We start from the raw sequence: 19,688 nt of genomic DNA on the forward strand, positions 1-19,688 counted from the left end.
TCCAATTCAGAGCGCGTTGCGCAGGCTCAGCGTGGCCGGGTGCGGCTGCAGATAAACCTGTTGCGCAACGTAGTGATCAGGGTGCAAGAGGAAATGGTGTTTAAGCAGCGTGAGCGGCACCACCAACGGTACGTAACCGCGGCGATATTGCTCGATCAGCTGCTGCATTTCGGCTTTTTCTTTGGTGCTCAGCGTTTGCTTCAAGTGGCCGCTGAGGTGCTGCAACACGTTGCTATGAGTGCCGCGCGTGGCGCATTTGCGCAGCGCTTCCATTAGTGCACTGAAGTAGCGTGGGGCGAGGTCTTTCAAATCGTGCAGCACCATGTCGCCAAGCAATTGGCCCAGGGCGCGGTACTGCTCAGGGTTGGTCGCCAGCAACAGGTATTTGTAGCGGGCATGAAAGTGCGTGAGGCGCTGGCGGGTCAGGCCGGTTTGCAGCAGCTCCTGCCAATCGGCATAGGCGTAAACGCGGGTGAGGAAATTTTCCCGCAGCACCGGGTCGTTCAGCCGGCCTTCTTCTTCCACTGGCAAATCCGGCACAGCCGCACAGAACGCAGCGGCGTACAGACCACGACCACCGCCCGGCGCCGGCAAGCCATTGGCCTGATACACCTTGACCCGGTACAGCCCGCACGAGGGCGACTTCTGCATAAAGATGTAGCCGCTGATGCCGGTGAGCTGCGTGGCCATCTTCTCGCCGTAGGCGGTGAGTGCGTCAGTCACTTCCAGCTCAGGGCTCACGGTGCCCACCGCACGCGGTGCAGCGATATCGCCCACCAGGCGGATCGGCTCGCGCGGCGTGCCCATGCCGATCGCCACTTCCGGGCAAACGCCCACCAGATCCACGTGCTCAGTCAGTTGCTCGGTGCACAGCGTTGAACGCTTGTGCCCGCCGTTGTAGCGCACCTCATCGCCCATTAAGCAGGCGCTGACGGCTATTTTCGGTTTGCTCTGACCCATGTCTGCCCCTACGGCTTACTTGTACAAGAGAAAGATCTTGTACAGCTTTAGGCGAGAGACTAGTGATGTACTTGTACAAGTGCAAGCGCCTTGTACAAGTATTTCCGCAGGGGAGCAGCCGCGGCGATTAACGGCGCGTCAGCAGAACGCCCGATTCCATGTGATGGGTGTACGGGAACTGGTCAAACAGCGCGCAGCGCTCGATGCGGTGCGTGTCGTTCAACTGGGCGATGTTCGCCGCGAGGGTTTCCGGGTTGCAGGAGATGTACAGGATGTTATCGAAACGCCGCGTGAGCTCGCAGGTGTCGGGGTCCATGCCGGCGCGCGGCGGGTCGACGAATACGCTGCCGAACTGGTAGGCCTTGAGGTCGATGCCTTGCAGGCGACGGAACGGCCGCACTTCGTTGAGCGCTTCGGTCAGTTCTTCGGCCGACAAACGCACCAACGTCACGTTGCTCACGCCGTTGTCATCCAGATTGGCGAGCGCCGCGTTCACCGAGGTTTTGCTGATTTCCGTGGCCAGCACGTTGCGCACGCGGGTGGCCAGCGGCAGGGTGAAATTGCCGTTGCCGCAATACAGCTCGAGCAAGTCGTCGCTGCGTTGACCGAGCGCGTCGTACGCCCAATTGAGCATGTGCTGGTTCACGGCGCCGTTGGGTTGGGTGAAGGCGCCTTCCGGTTGTCGGTAACTGAAGGTGCGGCCGGCAACATCGAGTTTTTCTACGACGTAATCGCGGTCAACCACCAGCCGTTGCCCACGGGAGCGGCCGACGATGCTCACGCCCAGGTCCGCCGCCAACTGCTCGGCGGCAGCCTGCCATTCCTCGTTCAACGGGCGGTGGTAGCACAGGGTTATCAGCCCGTCGCCGGCCAGCGTGGTCAGAAACTCCACCTGAAACAGCTTGAAGCCCAGCGCCTTGCTGCCCTGCCAAGCGGCTTTGAGCAACGGCATCAGCGCGTTAATGCGCTGGCTGGCGATGGGGAAGTCTTCGAGCAGGATCGGCGTGTGTTTATCGCCGGCGGCGAACATGGCGTAGAAGCGTTCTTCACCTTCGCGCCACAAGCGGAACTCGGCACGCAGGCGATAAAACTCCCGCGGCGACTCGAATACTTGCGGTGCGGGTGCATCAAACGGCGCGAGCAAATCCTGCAGGCGCTGCTTCTTTTCCGCCAGTTGGGCGTCGTAGGTGCTGGGGTCGAATTGGGGCGCGCTCATGCGTTGAACCACCCCAGTTTCACCACAAACAGTACGGCCAGAATCACGATGGCCGGGTTCAGTTCGCGCCAGCGGCCGGCGAGCAGCTTGATCACCGCCCAGGCGATAAAGCCAAAGGCGATGCCGTTGGCAATCGAGAAGGTCAGTGGCATGGCCAGGGCGGTAATCACCACCGGGGCGGCGACGGTGATGTCGCTCCAGTCAATTTCTGCCAGGCCGGCGGTCATCAGCACGGCCACGAACAGCAACGCTGGCGCGGTGGCGAAAGCCGGCACGCTGCCCGCCAGTGGCGCGAGGAACAGCGACAGCAGAAACAGAATGGCCACCACCACGGCGGTAAGCCCGGTGCGGCCACCGGCGCTGACGCCCGCTGCCGATTCGATGTAGCTGGTGGTGGTCGAGGTGCCGAGCACCGAACCGACCATGGCCGCGCTACTGTCGGCGATCAGGGCGCGGCCCATCTTCGGCATATGGCCGTCGGCGCGCATTAGGCCGGCCTTCTTGGCCACGGCGATGAGCGTGCCGGAGTTGTCGAAAATATCCACAAACAGGAAGGCAAACACCACGGTCACCAGGCCGATGTTCAACGCGCCTTTAATGTCCAACTGCATAAAGGTTGGGGCCAAGGACGGCGGCATTGAGAACACGCCGCCGAACTGCGAAACGCCCAGGGCGATGCCCGCTGCGGTGGTCACCAGAATGCCGATCAACACGGCGCCGGTGATTTTGCGAGCTTCCAGCGCAACGATAATAAAGAAGCCGAGAATCGCCAGCAGCGGCGCCGGTTGGCTGAGGTCGCCCATGCCCACCAGCGTGGCCGGGTTGGCGACGACGATGCCCGCTTCTTTCAGCGCGATCAGGGCCAGGAACAAACCGATGCCGGCGGCAATGGCCGAGCGCAGCTCCAGAGGAATGCTGTTGATGATCCATTCACGGATGCGAAAAATCGACAGCACGAAAAACATGCACGCCGAAAGGAACACCGCACCCAGCGCCACTTGCCAGGTGTGGCCCATGTGCAGCACGACGGTGTAGGTGAAAAACGCGTTCAAGCCCATGCCCGGCGCGAGGGCGATGGGGTAGTTGGCGATAAAACCCATGATCGCCGAGCCGATGGCGGCGGCCAGGCAGGTCGCCACGAATATGGCGCCTTTATCCATGCCGGTCTCGCCGAGGATGCTCGGGTTAACGAACAGGATGTAAGCCATGGTCAGGAAAGTCGTGATCCCGGCGAGGACCTCGGTGCGCACCGTGGTGTTGTGTGCAGTGAGTTGGAACAGTCTTTCCAGCATGGGCGGGCTCCGCGGATGTGATCAGTGGCCGTCTTGTTGCTCATCGAAGCAAAGCACAGACGCCTGGCTGGCGCTCTGTGGCTCGGTTCCGAGGAGTCGGGTGCGGCGAAAAAAGCGGCGCATCATACCAGTTCGCAAGGGCGCACTCGTGCCTTGCATCGGGCGCAGGCCGGTACTGCAGGAAACGGTGACTGATGAACGAGATCGGGAGGAGGCCGGGGCGAACGATCCTGCATACTCAAAATGTATGTAGGAAAAGGCTGTTAAGCGCTGGTAGGACTTCCGACTCTAACGAGGTGCTGCAGGTACGCCAAGGGCTTTTCGTCGCACCGAAAAATAAACCTGGCAAACGCAAAAATTACTTTTTCCTGTCACGTTTTTTGGAGTATCTAAAAGGCAGACCGTCGTAACTGGCACGCAGCAGCCTCTTCTCTGCTGGTGCAATTCCCCCGCTGCGGCCAGGGAATGAAACGGCGGTCTGGTGCGGCGGAGCGCTGACCTGGCATTCCGTCGCTTGGCTCCTATAAGAAGGTGACCGAGTATGGATGACCACGGACGCTCCAGCCCTACTGCTCCAATCCTCTACGCCCTCGATACAAACGTTCTGATCCACGACCCCAACGCCCTCCTGAATTTCCAGGAACACCACGTCGCCATCCCCATGACCGTGCTCGAGGAGCTGGACAAACTCAAAACTGGCAAGCAAGGCGTCGCAGCAGAATGCAGGCAAGCCATCCGCCTGATCGACAAGATCCTCGGCGGTGCCTCTCCCGAAGAAGTCGAACACGGTGTACCGATTCAACGCGATAAAAGCGGTCCCTGCGGTTACCTCTCCATCCTCATGAGTCGTCGCGCCGAGCCCATCACCTGGCTGCCCGAAGACCTCAACGACAACAAAATCATCAACCAGCTGGTCGACTTGCAAGCCCGCAAGCCGGGCCTCTCTGTGGTGCTGGTTACCAAAGACATCAACATGCGCCTCAAGGCGCGCGCCTGTGGCATTGAATCCGAGGACTACCACACCGACCAACTGGTCGACGACATCTCGCTGTTGCCGCGCGGGTATCACACCCTCAGCGGCTCGTTCTGGGATCGCGTCAACAAGGTCGACACCCGCCAGGACCATGGCCGTACCTGGCACCGCGTGCAGATGACCGACAACTTGCCGGCCGTACACATCAACGAATTCATCATCGACGAGCAGGGCTTTGTCGGCTGGGTCAAAGGCATCAAAGCCGATGAGCTGCTGCTGCTCGACCTGCACCAGGAACCCTTGCTGCATCAGGAAGCGTGGGGCCTGCGCCCGCGCGACATCTACCAGAGCCTGGCGCTGTTCGCCTTGCTTGATCCGGACATTCACCTGGTCAACCTGTCCGGCGCTGCCGGCTCGGGCAAAACCATTCTGGCCCTGGCGGCCGCCATCGAACAAACCATGGTCACCAAGCGTTACCGGCGCATCATCGCGACCCGTAGCGTGCAAGGTCTGGATCAGGAAATCGGTTTCCTGCCCGGCACCGAAGCGGAAAAAATGGAGCCGTGGCTGGGCGCCATCACCGACAACCTCGAAGCCCTGCACATGGACGACGAGAACACCCACGGCAGCGTCGACTACATCCTTGGCAAAGTGCCGCTGCAATTCAAATCGCTGAACTACATTCGCGGTCGTAGCTTCCAGCAAAGCCTGATCCTGATCGACGAATGCCAGAACCTGACGCCGCACCAGATGAAAACCATCATCACGCGTGCCGGTACCGGTTCCAAAGTGGTGTGCCTGGGTAACCTGGCGCAGATCGATACGCCGTATCTGTCAGCACCCAGCTCGGGGCTGACCTACCTGACGGAGCGCTTTAAAGATTTTCCACATGGGGTGCATATCACCCTGCAAGGCGTGCCACGGTCGGTATTGGCCGAGTACGCGGAAGCGAATATGTGAGGGTTGGATAGGAGGGAAAAAACCGGGCGATTGGGCCCGGTTTTTTTTGGCTTGTAAATCCACAGCCCCTCACCCCCGGCCCCTCTCCCGCGAGCGGGCGAGGGGGGGACGTTTTGCGGGCGAACGGAGATCGGCTCCCTCTCCCGCCTGCGGGAGAGGGCTGGGGTGAGGGGCCGTTTAAAACCTAGCGCACCACCGTCTTCACCTGCACCCCGCTGTCCTCATTGCGCCCATAAATATCCTCATACCGCTCAATGTCGTCCTCACCCAGATAACTGCCGGACTGCACCTCAATAATCTCCAGCGGAATCTTGCCGGGGTTAGCCAGCCGGTGAACCGAGGCGATGGGAATGTAAGTGGACTGGTTCTCCGTCAGCAGGAACACGTTTTCATCGCACGTCACCTCGGCGGTGCCCGACACCACAATCCAGTGCTCGGCGCGGTGGTGGTGCATTTGCAGGGACAACTGCGCGCCCGGTTTCACGGTGATGTGCTTGACCTGAAAGCGCCCGCCCATGTCCACCGAGTCGTACGAGCCCCACGGCCGATACACCTCGCAGTGGTTTTCGGTTTCGCTGCGGCCGGCTTCTTTCAGGGTGTTGACCAGCTGCTTGACCTCCTGCACGCGGTCTTTGCTGGCGATCATCATGGCGTCCTTGGTTTCCACCACCACGATGTTTTCCAGGCCGATCACCGACACCAGCTTGCCGTTGCCGTGTACCAGGCAGTTGTGGCTGTCGCGCACCACCACGTCGCCCTTGGTGACGTTGCCGGCGTCGTCTTTTTCATGCACATCCCACAACGAACTCCAGCAACCCACGTCACTCCAGCCAGCGGTCAGCGGCACGACGCAGGCGCGGTCGGTTTTTTCCATCACGGCGTAGTCGATGGAGTTGTCCGGGCAGCACTCGAAGGTGGCGGCGTCAATTTCGATGTTTTCGCCATCGAAGGTGCTGCGTTCCAGGGCCAGCAGGCAGGTGTCGTAGATGTCCGGGTCGTGGCGTTTCAGTTCGTCGAGGAAGCGGCTGGCGCGGAACAGAAACATGCCGCTGTTCCAGAAATAGCTGCCGGATTTAACAAACTCGGCAGCGCGCTGGGCATTGGGTTTCTCCACGAACTGCTCGACGCGGCTGACGCCTTCGGGCAGCGCGATGTCCTGGCCGGCTTTGATATAGCCATAGCCAGTTTCCGGTTTGGTTGCCGGTACGCCGAACAGCACCAAGTCGCCCGCCTCGGCGGCGATGGTGGCGATGGCCAGGGCACGCTGGAAGGCTTTCTGGTCATCAATGACGTGATCGGCCGGCATCACCAGCAACAGCTCGTCGCGGCCTTCATTGAGCAGCTTCATCGCCGCAATAGCCACGGCCGGCGCGGTGTTGCGGCCGAAGGGTTCCATCAGCACCGCCTGGCTCGCCAGGTTCAGCGCCGAGAGCTGCTCTTGCACGATAAAGCGGTGGTCTTTGTTGCACACAATTACCGGCGGCTGCATGCCTTCGAACACCAGGCGTTCGAGGGTTTGCTGGAACATGGTGTGCTCGCCGGTGAGTGCGAGGAATTGCTTGGGAAACTGTTTGCGCGATAGCGGCCAGAGTCTGGATCCGCTGCCGCCCGAAAGAATAATTGGAATCATGGGAATCTCCTTTACATGTGAGTCCGTGCGATCTGCTGCGCGTCGGCCTGCCTGCGTTAAAACCAGCCCAGGACTGCTCATTGGCTACAGCCAACTGCGCTTCCTGGTCTGGTTTTGCCTTGGCACGCTCTAGCTCGCGAGATCGATATTCACGAAGCGAAAAGCCAAAAGCTGGTTTATTCAGTGGCAGCAGGGCGCTTGACCCACACTGGCGAAAGCTTGCTGCCGGAGCCGGTGACGTACAGCGCAACCGCTTCACCCCGAGCGAGCGAGACCGGCTTCAGGTCGCTAATCTTCTGCGAGCCGTTGAACAGCGCGAGCTTGACGTTCACCGGGTTGATTTCTCGGTCGCCACGGGCGGCGGGGGCGACGTCTTCGACGACGGCGGTTTTACCGTCGGCGGTTTTCAGGGTGACCTTGGTGTCGCTGAGGTTTTGCACGCGCACCAGGGCTTTCTGTTTGTTTTTGAATGGCGGCTCTTCCACCAGTTTCGGTTGGCCGCCGGGCAGGGCGACGATGGTGTAGTACTTATCGGCGGCCAGCTTTACCGGCACGGTTTGCGAGCCGACCTGAGCGCTGTAGTCGCCGCCCGGCAGAAAGCCAAAGTCGCTGCTGCCCAGTGGGCCCACGTCGTTGAGCTTGGCACTGCCCACCGTGGCGTTGATTTCCTGGCTGCCGGCGTTGTACACCCGCACGAATGCCGAGCCCTTCGGCGCGGTGGGGCCGTAGAGCGCGGCTTCGTCGGCGTGCACCTGGGTGGCGAGCAGGCCAACTACCACGAACGCGCAGGCTTTACCGAGGCGGTTGTTAACGATTGCATGGGTGATGGATGGCTTCATTGTGTCGTTCTCCATGATGGGTGGCGCCCGCCCTGAAAGGCGCGAGCAGGGCACCGGTCTAGCGGTTTGCCTGGATTGGCAAGGAGGATTGGCGGCCGGATGCGGCCACGTCAGTAGCCGCACCGGCGGCCTTGAGTTGAGCGACCCACTTGGGATCGAAGTCGCTCAGGTTGGTTTTCATCGGCAAATAGCGCTCGGGGAATTCCCAGATCACCACCTGGGGCGGCGCGTTTTTCAATTCATCGCTTTGCAAATACTTGAGCATCGGCTCAATCGGCCCGTGGCCCTGTTCGGCGTAGCTGACCACGTCGCTTTTCAGCGCTTGTTGCAGCGCGCCGACGAAATTCCAGTTCGGGTTGGCGCTGTAGCTGGTGCCCACCAGTGCCACGGGCACTTGCGCATCAGCGAACAGGGCGTCATCGCCTTCTGCGCCCGGCTCGTCAGCGGCGCGAGTGGTGCGCTGTTGCAACTGGTCCGGCTTGGGCAGCAGGTCGCTGAACAGCGGGTCCAGCGGCAGGAACGAGGTGAGATCGCCCTTGTACGGCTCGGGCTGTTTCGATTCGGTAATGAACTGCTGCGGCGCGGCATTGATCGGCGCCTGTTTCGCCACCGTGGTACTGAGGTTCTGCGCCACCACGTCGGCGCCCATGGGCGTCCAGTGCGTGTCGGTGCGCAGAAACACTTGGCCTTGCAGCTTGGCGTGTTGCAGCGGCATGAGCAGGTCCGGGGCGACAATGCCAGCCTGTTCGGCGCTGGCGTGGAAGCGTTGGTACAAGTCGCTGTGCAACGAGGCCGGGGCTTCGTCGCCCAAGTGCTCGGGATACAACCGCGCCTTGGCCGGCAGAATGGCCAACACCAACTTCACGCCCTGTTTTTCCAACTGCTCCCGGGCGCCCTGAATCAGCGCCAGGTTCTCTTGCTGATAATCCTGGCCGTTGGCGATGGGCTTGAATTCCTCATCGCTGAACAGCCATTGGTCACGGCCCAGCACCACGCCGGGGCGGCCTTCATTGAACAGCGTGTAATCCAGCGCCGCCCATAAGTTCGTGCCCAGGCGTTTAAGTGGGAACTCCTTGTCGTACTGGGTTTCGGCGGCCTTGGCCCATTTGCCGTTCAGCACCGTGTCGGTTGGCGTGGTGCTAAAGCCCATAAAGGCGCGCAGCGACCACAGGCCTAGGCCCAGCAGCAGGCCGAGGAACACGGCGATATACAGAATGCGTAATGATCGGGTCATGGCTGGGCTCGCTCAGAACTGGAAGTAAAGGAAGGGCGAGTAGCTCTGCGCCGAGAGCTTGAGAATCGACGCCACGAACAGCAGCAACACCAGCGCTCGCATGGCGTAGCGCGGCCAGTCGGCGGTCCAGTACGCGGCTTGCACCTGTGCATCGGTGCCCACGGTGAAGCCGGGCACATGAATGTTCGGCTGCTCGCCCGGCACTGCTTTAACGGTGCCTGGTTGCGCAGTGGCGGGGCCGTCGGCCTCGGCGGTTTTGCGCTTGTCGATGGGCAGGTTGGCGTAGAAATCACGCAGCCCGAAGAAGGCGAGGGTGGCGTAAGCAACCACCAGCGTCGCCACTTGCAGGCCGGTGAGGTTGGCGCGGTTGAGTTCAGACAGGTTCCAGTCGCCAAAGCCAAACATGGCGCCGTACATGCGGCCGGCCACGTGCAGGTTTTCCGCGCGGAAAATCACCCAGCCCATGATCACCAGCAAGAAGGTGAAGGCCCAGCGCAGCACGTTGAAACTGCGCGGTGCGGTGTTGATGCCGATGGCTTTTTCAATCGCCAGCCACACGCCATGCCAGGCGCCCCACACGATGTAGGTGATATTCGCGCCGTGCCAGAGGCCGCCCAGCAGCATGGTCAGGAACAGGTTCCGGTACGTCGCCACCTTGCCGCCGCGATTGCCGCCCAGGGTGATGTACAGGTAATCGCGCAGCCAGGTGGACAGGCTGATATGCCAACGCCGCCAGAACTCGGTGATCGATTGGCTGATATACGGCTGCTTGAAGTTCTCCATAAAGCGAAAGCCCATCATCAGGCCCAAGCCGATGGCCATGTCGCTGTAGCCGGAGAAATCGAAATACAGCTGCGCCGTATACGCCAGCGCACCGAGCCAGGCATCGCCGGTGGTGGGGTTTTCCAGAGCGAAGCAATGGTCCGCGACAATCGCCAGGGTGTCGGCGATAAACACCTTTTTGATGAAACCCTGCATAAAGCGCGTGGCGCCTTCGGAGAATTTATCCAGGGTGTGGGTGCGGTTGTTGAACTGGTCGGCCAGGTCGCGAAAGCGCAACACGGGGCCGGCAATCAGGTGCGGGAAGATCGCCACAAAGGCGGCGAAGTCGATGAGATTGCGCGTGGCCGGCGTGTCGCCCCGGTACACATCGATGATGTAGCTGATCGACTCGAAGATATAGAACGAGATGCCGATGGGCAGCAGCACGTGGGTGAGAATGAACGGCTCCAGGCCGAACGAGGTGATGATGGCGTTAAGGCTGTCGACGCCGAAATTGGCGTATTTGAAGTAACCGAGAATGCACAGGTCCACACCCACACCGAGCAGCAGCCAGCGCTGCGCCGGCTTGGTCCGTACCCCGGCGGCACCGACCTTGAGGCCGATCCAGTAATTCCACAGCGTGACGCCGGCAAACAGCGCGAGAAAATCCACCCGCCACCAGGCGTAGAACACGTAGCTGGCAATCAGCAGCAGCAGATTGCGATAGCGTTGCCCGCTCAAATAGTACAAGCCGAGGAAAATCGGCAGGAATAAGAACAGGAACACATTGGATGAAAAAAACCATCCGACTCTCTCCATCGTCACCTTCGGTTCAGAGGACGTGGCTAGCGCCACATCCCCCCCAAACCCCCCCGGGATTTCCGGGTGGATTGTGTTATTTCGAGCTACTCGGTCAGTCCCCTCTCCCGCTTGCGGGAGAGGGTTAGGGTGAGGGCAAACTTGCTGCCCTTACTCAATTGCTCGGGCTGAAATCCAACCCCCTCTCCTAGCCGGCCGCCCCCAGCCCTCTCCCCGCTGGGGCGAGGGGGCCGAATCGCGATACTGCGTCTAGCTCGGTCAGTCCCCTCTCCCGCTTGCGGGAGAGGCGGTTAGGGTGAGGGCAAACTTGCTGCCCTTACTCAATTGTTGGGGCTGAAATCCAACCCCCTCTCCTAGCCGGCCGCCCCCAGCCCTCTCCCCGCTGGGGCGAGGGGGCCGAATCGCGATACTGCGTCTAGCTCGGTCAGTCCCCTCTCCCGCTTGCGGGAGAGGGTTAGGGTGAGGGCAAACTTGCTGCCTTTACTCAATTGCTCGGGCTGAAATCCAACCCCCTCACCTAGCCGGCCGCCCCCAGCCCTCTCCCCGCTGGGGCGAGGGGGCTGAATGGTGTTGCCTGGGCAAACACCATCCGCTTAAAACTCAGGAATCCTTCTTGCCCTTTTCCGCCTGCGGATCAAACACGCGGGTCAAATCGCCACCCAGGCGAAAGGTCTTGAACGGCTGCATCGACTGCTTCCACTTCAACGTATCGCCGGCGCATTGGTAGAGCTGGCAGTAAGGTTCCAGCCAGGCGAATTTGCTGTCGATTTTCAGGTCGTCCATGTCCTGCTTTACGCCGGCTTTGCTGGCGAATTCGCCGGGGTCGTTGACGCCTTCCATCACGCGTTTGGCCAGGCGGCTGAGGGCGTCGCGGTTTTCTGTGCGCAGGTCTACATCGTTGGCTTCGGCGAAGCTGGCGATCATGGCCAGCGGCGGCAGGGCGTAGTTGTGGTAGGCGAGGGCGCGCTGTTTGCGTTTCAGCTCGTTGGGCAAAAAGCCTTCCTCGTCGACCTGATTGGCGCCCACGCGGTATTGCTCGATGGCCCAATCGAACAAGTCTTGCCGGTCGGTCGCCACCGCCGTGGCCATCACCGACCACGCCGCCCAATACGAGTGGTTGTTCACTTGTTTCAGCGGCAGGTAGCTCCAGTCTTTCACCACCTGATCGCCCAACTTGCCGAACCAGCGCTCGATCAGTTGCGCCTGTTGCGGGTACGCCGCCAGCGGTTTCGATTCGGAGAACTTCAAGCGCAGGTACGCCGACGCCACACTGCCCAGCGCCCATTTGCGCATCGACTTGCCGGTGTGGTTGAAGTCAGTGCTGAGCAACGCGTCGGCCTGTGCCCAGGTGGTCAGCCAGCTCAGCGTGCAGTCGAGCTGTTCCTGGCGACCGTCACGCATATAGCCCATCACCTGCTTGCTCACGCCGCGTTCCAGCGTGGTGATGCTGGCGGTGGAGTCGCGGAAGGCTTTTTCCGATTCCTTGTTCAGCGTGGCGCGGGCTTTGTCGGAGCCTTCGTATTTGCTGCGAAACACCAGCTTGTCGGTGTAGGGCTTGGGCGGCGCGCCACATTGTTCTTCCGGCGGTTTGCTTTTCTTGCTTTCAATCGGCGCGTAGTAGCCCTGGGGCGGAACCAGGGCAGCACTGGCGCTGCCGGCCACCAACAAGGTGCTCAACGCTGCACTACGCAGCAAGGTGTGAGGGATGTTCATAGGTTCGTGCCTCCTGCGGCTTTTGCCGTTAGGGTGCCGGCCCCGCCTGCCGGACGTTTGCACAGCGTGGCTTTTACGCTGAGGCCGTCGGGCATTTGCTCGGGGCTGTGAATTTCCATGGCGAGCATGTTCAACTCTGCCCAGCCAGGGTCGTTACGCAGTTGGAACACATAACGGCCACCAGTATCGGCGGCGGCGCTTTGTTCCAGTTTGAGGTTTTCGCGGCGGCCGTTGAGGTACCAGATGGTCGCTTGCAAGGTTTTCACCGAAGGGTCGCTGAAGGTCAGGTCGATCTGGTGTTGACCGCCTTGCAGGTCGAGCAGTTGGCTTTTGCCGTTGACCAGAATCTCGGTGCTGCCGTTGTGCAGTTTCACGTCATTTTTCAGCAGTGCTTTTTGCCCTTCACAGCCGTTGTCTACCAGCGGCATGGCCTGGCGGTAGAAGCTTTTCTGCGCCATGTCGTAGTGGGTGGCGAATTCCCACACGATGATTTTCGGCGGGTGCTCGTGGAACTCCTGGCTGCTCAGGTACTGCAGCAGCGAGCTGTCGAAGCCGCCGCCAGAGATGGCGTTGTTGAGAATTTCGGCACCGCTGTATTGCTCAAGAAAACCGGCGAAGTTGTATGCGGGGCCGCTGTTACTGGTGCCCACCAGCGCCACTTGCGGCTGCGATTCATCGCCGAACAAGTCATCACCGCCGCCGCCTTCACCGCCGCCACTGTCGGCCACGGCGGTTTCGAAACGGTCGACGTACTGAGTGGCGTAGCTGTTGCCGCACAACTGCGCGGCGGCTTTGTGAAAGGTACCGAGTTTCGACAACAGGCCCACGCGCTTGCTTTCGTACTGCTGCTTGGGAATGTCGTCAAAGCCTGGGATTTCTTTCAGCGTGGCGGCGGTGATTTTAGCGGTGCGCTCGGCACCGTAAGGCGTCCAGTGGTGGTCGCCTTTGAAGTAGTAGGCGTGCTGTTCGTTTTCATCGAACAAGGGGCTGAAATCCGGCACCCACATGCCGGTCTGGCGCAGCTTTTCCACGGTGGCGAGGTAGTTCTTTTTCGCCAGCTCGTAGTTGAACGCCTTGCGCTCGTCATCGGTGAGTTTTTCCCGGTTGATAAGGCCGCGTGTCGGTTGATACACCACCACCAGTTCGATGCCTTTTTTCTTCAGGGCATCGCGCAACGCTTTGAGTTTGGCGTAGCCCTCGGGCGTGGTGCCGAAGTCGGTGCGCAGGTCGTAGGTGGTACGGAACAGCCAGTCGTCCTGGGCCTGCACCAAGTGGGTAAAGAAGCCCAGGTACTTGGTGTTGTACAAATTGTTGTTCGCTGCCGCCGGGCACAGCGGCGGATTACCGCGCACGCTGTACTGCGGCGCACCGGTTTCGGCGCCCTCGGTCATAGGGGCGGCGGCGAGCAGGGCGAGCGCCAGTGCAGACGGGGCGAGCCATTTGGCTGGGCGCGTGTCGGTGTGCAGGGGCTTGTGTACGTACATGAAATGCATGCTCCTCAGTCCTGAAGTTCGGCCTGGCTTTCAACGGGGTCGATCAGCACTGCCTTATCCTGGCGAACCATCAGGTCCAGAATTTCGTTTTGCTTGTCGCCGAGAATTCCGGAGAAGCTGATGCCCGACGATTTAGTCGGCGCCAGCATGGCCACCCGGTACAGCTCCACACTCAATGGCGAGTCGATGGACAGCGGCCCGGAGCCGTTGCTGATCAGTTCGCCGCCGACCACGATCATCGACACCTTGGTGTCGAACGGGTCGAGGTCGATGTCGCGGTCGGTGTCGCTCAGGTCTTTGATGTGGCCGTACACGCCGACCAGTTTGTTGTCGGCGGCGAGGTTCTCGTACAGGCGAATGTTCACGCTGTTGCGCAGGCGAATGCCGTGGCGCGCGTTGCTCATCACCTGGTTGCCCCAAATCAGATTGTTGGAGCTTTCGTACAGGGTGATGCCGTCGGATTTATTGCGGTAAACCTCGTTGTAGGCGACGAGGTTGTTCACGCTGTTACGGTCGATGACGATGCCGGACAAGGCGTTGTCGTACACCTTGTTATTGATGATCCAGCTGTCATCCACCTCGCGGGAAATGATGATGCCGTGCTTCTTGTGCGTGCCGTACACGGTGTTGCCGGAAATCACCAGGCGGCGCGAGCGGTCGTGGGGGTCGATGCCGTAGATGATGTTGTCGCGGTAGACGTTGTCTTTGATGACGAAGTCCTGGGTTTCGTAGCAATAGAAGCCGTACCACATGTCCGAGAACTCGGAACCGATGATCCAGCCGGTGGGCATTGGCCGGCCCATCTGCTTGCTCATGTTTGGCGTGTACTGGGAAATACTCACGCCGTACGACTTGCTGGTGCTGTACCCGAAACTGGCGATTTTGCTGTTGACGATGTACGTCTCGGTGCCACCCCAAGAGAGCAGGAACGGGCGAAATTCTTCGGGCTTCTTGAAGGTAGCCGGCGCCTTCTTCGCCTCGTTCCAGCCGGTGAGTTGGGTGTCGGTGATAAACAGCTTGCCGTCGTTGACGATAAACGCGCCGCGGTCTTGCGAAAGGCGCAGTTGCTTCACGTCTTTGTCGATCTGCAGCGTCGCGTCTTTGGCCACCACCAGCGGCAAGCGCAGGGTGAACACGCCATTGGCATCGGCGGTGAAGTACTGCTTGGGCAGCGTTTTCGCCACCTCGCCGAGGCTGACGTAGCCGCCTTCGATAAAGATCGCCTGTGGCATGCCGCGCTGGCGCGTCACCCATTCGGCCATGCGGTTGTTGCCGCCGATAAATTCTTTCAGGGCGTCTTGCTGCACCATGCGCCGCACGGTGACGCTGCCTTTTTTACGGCGGTCGATCTTGGCGTTTACCGCCTCGGCGGTGTAGCCGCTGAGGTCGGGCAATTTCGGTGCGGCCAATTCCAGCGCCTCGGTGGGCGCGGTGGTCACGGTGTAGCTTTTGGCCTGGCGCAATTCCTTGGTGGCCTGCGGCTTGCCGTCGGTGCCAGGCAGCGGCGCATCACTGGCGCGCGCCGCGTCTTGTTGGTTATCGGCGGCGGGCGGCGCCTCCACTGCCAGGGCCGAACCGCTAAGCGCACCCATCAGCAGCAGCGTGCCAGCCAGCAGCAGCGGGTTAAGCGGCAAGGTGTGTGCAGTCATCGCAAAGGTTCTCCTGGGCGCGGTCATCAGTAGCGCCAGATCACGTCTACAAACGCGCGGTGCATGTACGAGTCGGCGTCTGGGCCATAGGCGTCGCCGGGCTTGAACACGCCACCGCGAAAGCGCACCAGCGCAGAGGGTTCGTCGATGCTTTCGCTGACGGCAGCCGGCAGCAGGCCCTGTTTGAAGTACTTGGTGAGCACCACGTCGACTTCCTGGCCGATGTCTTTCTCGCCGTCCTGCATGGCGGCGTTGATGCCGCTGGTGCCGATCGGTTGTTCGTCATCGACGCGCCAGAACTTGTGGTACACCAGGCTCGCGTCGTAGTTCTCGCGCAGCTGCCATGAGCCGAACAGGGTGGCCGCTTGCAGGTTGCTCAACTCGCCACGAAACGCCTCGCCGAAGCGGTGCACCCGCGAGCGCGTGCCGGTGTAGGTGGAGCGGTTACTTTGCAGGCCGGTCTGCTCGAAATTGTCTTCGCCGCTGTCGCCACCGCCGCCGCTGCCTCGGGCATAGGCGGCGCCGACTTTCCAGTTTTCATCCAGATTGAAACGCAGGCCCAGGTCGGTGCCCCAGGCGTTGACGTCGCCGCTTTGCTTGCCTGTGGCGACTTGCTCGCCGCCCACCGTGGTGGTGTTCAAGCGGTCGCGGTCGCCGGTCAGCCAGGTGGCGCTGGCCCAGTAGTTGAGGCGGTTTTCGTTGCGATGGTTGTAGGCATCGCTGTTGGCCTGGATGCCGAGCCAGGTGAGGTCGCCGGTGCTGGTTTTATCCAGCTCGTCGACGGTTTCGCCAGGGCGATTGAGGTCGCCAGCGTCGCGGGCGTGTTGCACGTTGAGGCCGACCCACTGGCCGGGCGTCCACTGCGTTTCCACGTCGCCGTAAAGATGCAGCCGGTCTTTGTCTTTCGGCGCCAGTTCGTCGAGGTCGGTACGGTATTCGCTGAAGCGTTCGGCGGCACCCAGGTGGGCGCGCAGCAAGGTGGTGTCGAAAGTCCAGTTCAGCGCTTCGATATTGGTGTCGCGCCACATGCCGTCGTCGTTGCGCAGGCGCTGGCGGCCCAGGCGCAGCTCTTCGCCGGGGTAGGGCGTAAGGCCGGAGTAGCCGACCCAGAATTCGCGCAGCGCCAGGTAGCTTTTGTCGGGCTGGCGGCTGTCGTCGCTGCTGTTGCTGCTCTCGGCATTTTCGCCATCTTCGGGTTGTTGCAGGGTGTCGGTTTCGATGATGTCGGTGGCGCTCACCGCCTGGCCCATGGCGTAGCCGCTCCAGTTGCCGCGCTTGCCATATACCCAGGGGCGCAGGTCGATACCCACACCGCTGACGTCGCCGCCGCTGCGGGTGCCGAGGTCGCGGTCGTCTTCGGACTGGGCGGTAATCTTCACGTCCAGGCCCCAACTGCTGCTGTCGGTCATTTGCACGGCCCAGGCGGAATGGGCGGTGATCAACGTAGCGCTCAGGCCGAAACCGGCGCTCATCCATGCTTTAGTGGTTTTGCGTTTGGTGTGGCTCATAGCGGCTCCTGCCCGTCCTGAGGTTGCATGGCTTGCATCTGTGTCGCCTGTTGTAGAGCGGCGCCGCGCAAGGCTTGTTCCTGTTGCAGCAGGCGCTCGGCCTGGGGACGTGAGCCAGGGGGTAATTGCTGTTCGATTTGCGCCGCCAGTTCGGGCGCTTGCGCAGTGCCTTTTTGCACGGCGATCTGGCTGAACACGAAGGCATTCACCGGATCGGGCTGAATGCCACGGCCCTGGGAGAACATCTGCGCCAGGGCGAAGTCGGCGCTGTTCTGCCCGGCGCGGGCAGCGGCCAGCAGGTGGTCCAGCGCCTGTTGCGGCTGCACCTTGCCGAGGTAGCCACGGCGATACATCTGGCCCAGGTAGTAATTGGCGCTGGTTTCGGTCGGCGCCGCTTTAAGCAGGTGTTGTTCGGCTTTCTGCGGGTCGGCCGGCAGCAGCTTGCCTTCGTAATAAAGTTTGCCGAGCAACAGTTCGGCGCGCGGTTGTGCGGCGTCGCGGCCGTTTTTCAGATAGCCGAGCATCTTGTCGATGTCGCCTTGTTCCGGGTAGTCGTACAGCAGTTGCGCGAGGCCGACCCACGCGGCGGGGTAGGTGGGGGCAATCTGCTCGAGCAATTCCTGCGCCGTGGCCGGGTCGGTTTTGCCGCCGTTTTCGCTGTCAGCCGAGGCGGCGACCAGCTCCTGATCGGCCAGCACCAGGGCCACACCTTCCATCCGCGCGGCCGGCACCACGCCACGGCCATAGGCGCTGCGCAGTTGCTCGACCAGGGCTTTTGCTTCTCTGCATCGCCGCGTTTCTGGTACACGGTGGCGAGTTCCACGTAGCAGACGTCGGCCGTGGCCAGGGCCTGTTGGCAGATTTTTTCGACGTCGGCCAGATGCGCGTCATACGTGCCTTGCGTGCGGTACAGCAGCACCTGCGCGAGTTCCGCTTGCGGGTGGCCCTGTTCGCGCCATTGGCTGATTTTTTCCTGGGCATTCACCTCGGGAAAAGTCTGCGGATACTGCAAATACAGCATCGCCAGCGGCAGCACAGCGCCTTCTTCGCCGTTGGCAAACGCTTGCTTGAGGCGCTGCTCGGCTTCCTTGTGCTCGGCCTCGGTGGCGTTGGGTTTGGTCGCCAGCAAGCGGCCCAGACGCGACGCCGCGCGCGGCGAGTTGTCCGCTGCTTGCCGGAAGGTGTCCTCGGCGGCGGTCAGTTGCGCCGGGTCGCCGCTTTGCAGCTGGATATCGGCCAGCCCCACCGAGGCGTCGGCGTAGCCCATGTCGGCCAAGGCTTTGTAGTTGGCCTGGGCGGTGGCGGTGTCGCCGTTTTTCAGCGCCTCGTTGGCCAGGCGTTGATCGGGCAGGCCCGCGCAGCCGGCCATGGTCAGGGCGAGCACCAATGGCGTGACGGCCAGCCACGGCGTGCGTGCAAACGAGTGGAGAGTAGGGGCGGCCATCGGTTAAAGCCCTGCCGCCAAGGCCTTGTCGGCGAACCAGCCGAAGGACGGACCGTTGTCGCTGCTCACTTCTACCGGGCGACCGGCCAGGGCGTTATCCAGCGGCTCGTCGGGCTGGATTACCACGCGAATGTCCGACGACAAATTACCGGTGTCATTCAGGCTGCTGCTGAGCACCTTGCCGCTGCGCACGTCGTCCACGCCCGCGACTTGGAAATTCACCCGAGCGCCGGGTTTGATTTCGTTGAATTTGCTGTAGGGAAAACGCGCTTCGATTTGCGCTTTGGCCTCACGAGAAACCAAGTCGAAAATCACATCGCCCTTGCTCGCGTATTGGCCGTCGGCCACGTATTGCTTGGCCAGCACGCAGTCGCATGGGCTGGTCAGGGTGCCTTTCATCTGCTTGCTGAACAGGGTGGCGACGTTGGATGGGCTCAGTTGTTTGTCGTCCAGATGGCCCTTGAGCATTTCCAGCATCGAGGCGCTGAAAGTGGCGATGGGCGCGCCTTTCTTAACCAGGCCATCGGCGCCGATCAGGCTTTGCACCGTGCCTTCGCGCGGCATCGTCACTTGCATACCCGGCACGTTAACCAGCGCCGATTGCGCGTGGGTGACGAAGTACAGGCTGTAGATGGATTTGAACAAAAAGCCGAACGCCAGCAGACCGACCAGGAACACACCGACACTAAAGGTGACCGCGCGCATGCGGGCAAACGCGCTCATGCCGCCGCCGGCTTTTTGCTTGCGCTCTTTGGTGAAGTTCTCGCGCTGCAAGGTGGTGAGCAATTCACCAACGCTGACCAACTCGCCGCTCAAGTGGGCCGTAATCAAATGGCGCAGCGTGGCGATTTCCCGGGGCGCATGTTGCTGAATTGGCAGCCGACGCGCTGGGTGTCGGCGTCTACCGAGCGCACCTGAAATTCGGTGTCGATGGCCAGGGTGATGTTGTCGATCACGAAGAGCATTTTGCCTTTGTGAAAGTCGCCCACCTGCACGTTGCTGGTGGCCGCCGCGTAGCTGAAGCCGCCGGCAGACATGTCGGTAACGGTCTGTTCCACCACTTCGCGGTTCTTACCGCTAAAGCGGATTTTGGCCGGCAGGCGCACCCGGGCGAACTGACGCTGGGCTTCGGATTCGTGCACCACATTGACGTTGACGGCTGTATTCATGGGCTTGTTCCTACTCGAGAGTCGTTG

Annotated in this window: 12 protein-coding genes and 2 pseudogenes; 1 reads left to right on the forward strand and 13 read right to left on the reverse strand. The window is 61.3% G+C overall.

Annotated elements, in window-relative coordinates:
* Nucleotides 1–6: 6 nt before the first annotated feature.
* The 3 genes from ACZZZP_RS03365 to ACZZZP_RS03375 all read right to left on the reverse strand — a co-directional run bounded on the left by ACZZZP_RS03365 (nt 7) and on the right by ACZZZP_RS03375 (nt 3,468).
* Nucleotides 7–960, reverse strand: coding sequence for a YbgA family protein (locus ACZZZP_RS03365; RefSeq protein ID WP_463381801.1), 954 nt, complete (start codon nt 958–960; stop codon nt 7–9).
* Nucleotides 961–1,087: 127 nt separating this feature from the next.
* A complete protein-coding gene (trmA, locus tag ACZZZP_RS03370) occupies nt 1,088–2,176 on the reverse strand; it encodes a tRNA (uridine(54)-C5)-methyltransferase TrmA (protein WP_463381802.1) in 1,089 nt (362 codons plus the stop codon).
* Nucleotides 2,173–3,468 (reverse strand): NCS2 family permease, encoded by a 1,296-nt coding sequence (locus ACZZZP_RS03375; RefSeq protein WP_122492879.1) that lies wholly within the window; start codon nt 3,466–3,468, stop codon nt 2,173–2,175. Before ACZZZP_RS03375 ends, trmA begins: the two co-directional genes overlap by 4 nt.
* A gap of 541 nt (nt 3,469–4,009) precedes the next feature.
* On the opposite strand from ACZZZP_RS03375, the gene ACZZZP_RS03380 reads away from it, so the two are divergent.
* Complete coding sequence (locus tag ACZZZP_RS03380; RefSeq protein ID WP_122452130.1) at nt 4,010–5,401, forward strand: PhoH family protein; 1,392 nt, start codon at nt 4,010–4,012, stop codon at nt 5,399–5,401.
* 184 nt (nt 5,402–5,585) lie between these two features.
* On the opposite strand, the gene ACZZZP_RS03385 is transcribed toward ACZZZP_RS03380, so the two are convergent.
* The 10 genes and pseudogenes from ACZZZP_RS03385 to ACZZZP_RS03430 form a co-directional block, all read right to left on the reverse strand.
* On the reverse strand, nt 5,586–7,031 hold the full coding sequence (locus tag ACZZZP_RS03385; RefSeq protein ID WP_463381803.1) for a mannose-1-phosphate guanylyltransferase/mannose-6-phosphate isomerase: 1,446 nt from the start codon (nt 7,029–7,031) through the stop codon (nt 5,586–5,588).
* A 176-nt stretch (nt 7,032–7,207) separates the two neighbouring features.
* Nucleotides 7,208–7,858, reverse strand: coding sequence for an alginate O-acetyltransferase AlgF (locus tag ACZZZP_RS03390; RefSeq protein ID WP_463384640.1), 651 nt, complete (start codon nt 7,856–7,858; stop codon nt 7,208–7,210).
* A gap of 70 nt (nt 7,859–7,928) precedes the next feature.
* A complete protein-coding gene (locus tag ACZZZP_RS03395; RefSeq protein WP_463381804.1) occupies nt 7,929–9,104 on the reverse strand; it encodes an alginate O-acetyltransferase in 1,176 nt (391 codons plus the stop codon).
* A 12-nt stretch (nt 9,105–9,116) separates the two neighbouring features.
* Complete coding sequence (locus ACZZZP_RS03400; protein WP_463536262.1) at nt 9,117–10,685, reverse strand: MBOAT family O-acyltransferase; 1,569 nt, start codon at nt 10,683–10,685, stop codon at nt 9,117–9,119.
* Nucleotides 10,686–11,285: 600 nt separating this feature from the next.
* Nucleotides 11,286–12,398: a mannuronate-specific alginate lyase gene (locus ACZZZP_RS03405; RefSeq protein ID WP_463381806.1), complete on the reverse strand. Its 1,113-nt coding sequence runs from the start codon at nt 12,396–12,398 to the stop codon at nt 11,286–11,288.
* The gene (locus tag ACZZZP_RS03410; RefSeq protein ID WP_463384641.1) at nt 12,395–13,882 is read right to left on the reverse strand and encodes an alginate O-acetyltransferase; all 1,488 of its coding nucleotides are present in this window, start codon (nt 13,880–13,882) and stop codon (nt 12,395–12,397) included. Before ACZZZP_RS03410 ends, ACZZZP_RS03405 begins: the two co-directional genes overlap by 4 nt.
* A 14-nt stretch (nt 13,883–13,896) precedes the next feature.
* Nucleotides 13,897–15,540: a mannuronan 5-epimerase AlgG gene (algG, locus tag ACZZZP_RS03415; protein WP_463381807.1), complete on the reverse strand. Its 1,644-nt coding sequence runs from the start codon at nt 15,538–15,540 to the stop codon at nt 13,897–13,899.
* Nucleotides 15,541–15,566: 26 nt separating this feature from the next.
* Entirely contained in the window at nt 15,567–17,048 is a 1,482-nt protein-coding gene (locus ACZZZP_RS03420) for an alginate export family protein (protein ID WP_463381808.1), read from the reverse strand.
* Nucleotides 17,045–18,492 (reverse strand): annotated as a pseudogene (algK, locus tag ACZZZP_RS03425) (alginate biosynthesis TPR repeat lipoprotein AlgK). The gene ACZZZP_RS03420 and the pseudogene algK overlap by 4 nt, the downstream one beginning before the upstream one ends.
* Before the next feature lie 3 nt (nt 18,493–18,495).
* A pseudogene (locus ACZZZP_RS03430) lies at nt 18,496–19,661 on the reverse strand (PilZ domain-containing protein).
* Nucleotides 19,662–19,688 lie beyond the last annotated feature (27 nt).

Source organism: Pseudomonas sp. AC211 (assembly GCF_979258055.1).

Coding starts and splice junctions, on each gene's coding strand:
- ACZZZP_RS03410 (WP_463384641.1), bottom strand. CDS start 13,882: ATGTACGTACACAAGCCCCTGCACACCGACACGCGCCCAGCCAAATGG.
- ACZZZP_RS03375 (WP_122492879.1), bottom strand. CDS start 3,468: ATGCTGGAAAGACTGTTCCAACTCACTGCACACAACACCACGGTGCGC.
- ACZZZP_RS03405 (WP_463381806.1), bottom strand. CDS start 12,398: ATGAACATCCCTCACACCTTGCTGCGTAGTGCAGCGTTGAGCACCTTG.
- ACZZZP_RS03395 (WP_463381804.1), bottom strand. CDS start 9,104: ATGACCCGATCATTACGCATTCTGTATATCGCCGTGTTCCTCGGCCTG.
- algG (WP_463381807.1), bottom strand. CDS start 15,540: ATGACTGCACACACCTTGCCGCTTAACCCGCTGCTGCTGGCTGGCACG.
- ACZZZP_RS03365 (WP_463381801.1), bottom strand. CDS start 960: ATGGGTCAGAGCAAACCGAAAATAGCCGTCAGCGCCTGCTTAATGGGC.
- ACZZZP_RS03420 (WP_463381808.1), bottom strand. CDS start 17,048: ATGAGCCACACCAAACGCAAAACCACTAAAGCATGGATGAGCGCCGGT.
- ACZZZP_RS03380 (WP_122452130.1), top strand. CDS start 4,010: ATGGATGACCACGGACGCTCCAGCCCTACTGCTCCAATCCTCTACGCC.
- ACZZZP_RS03385 (WP_463381803.1), bottom strand. CDS start 7,031: ATGATTCCAATTATTCTTTCGGGCGGCAGCGGATCCAGACTCTGGCCG.
- ACZZZP_RS03400 (WP_463536262.1), bottom strand. CDS start 10,685: ATGGAGAGAGTCGGATGGTTTTTTTCATCCAATGTGTTCCTGTTCTTA.
- trmA (WP_463381802.1), bottom strand. CDS start 2,176: ATGAGCGCGCCCCAATTCGACCCCAGCACCTACGACGCCCAACTGGCG.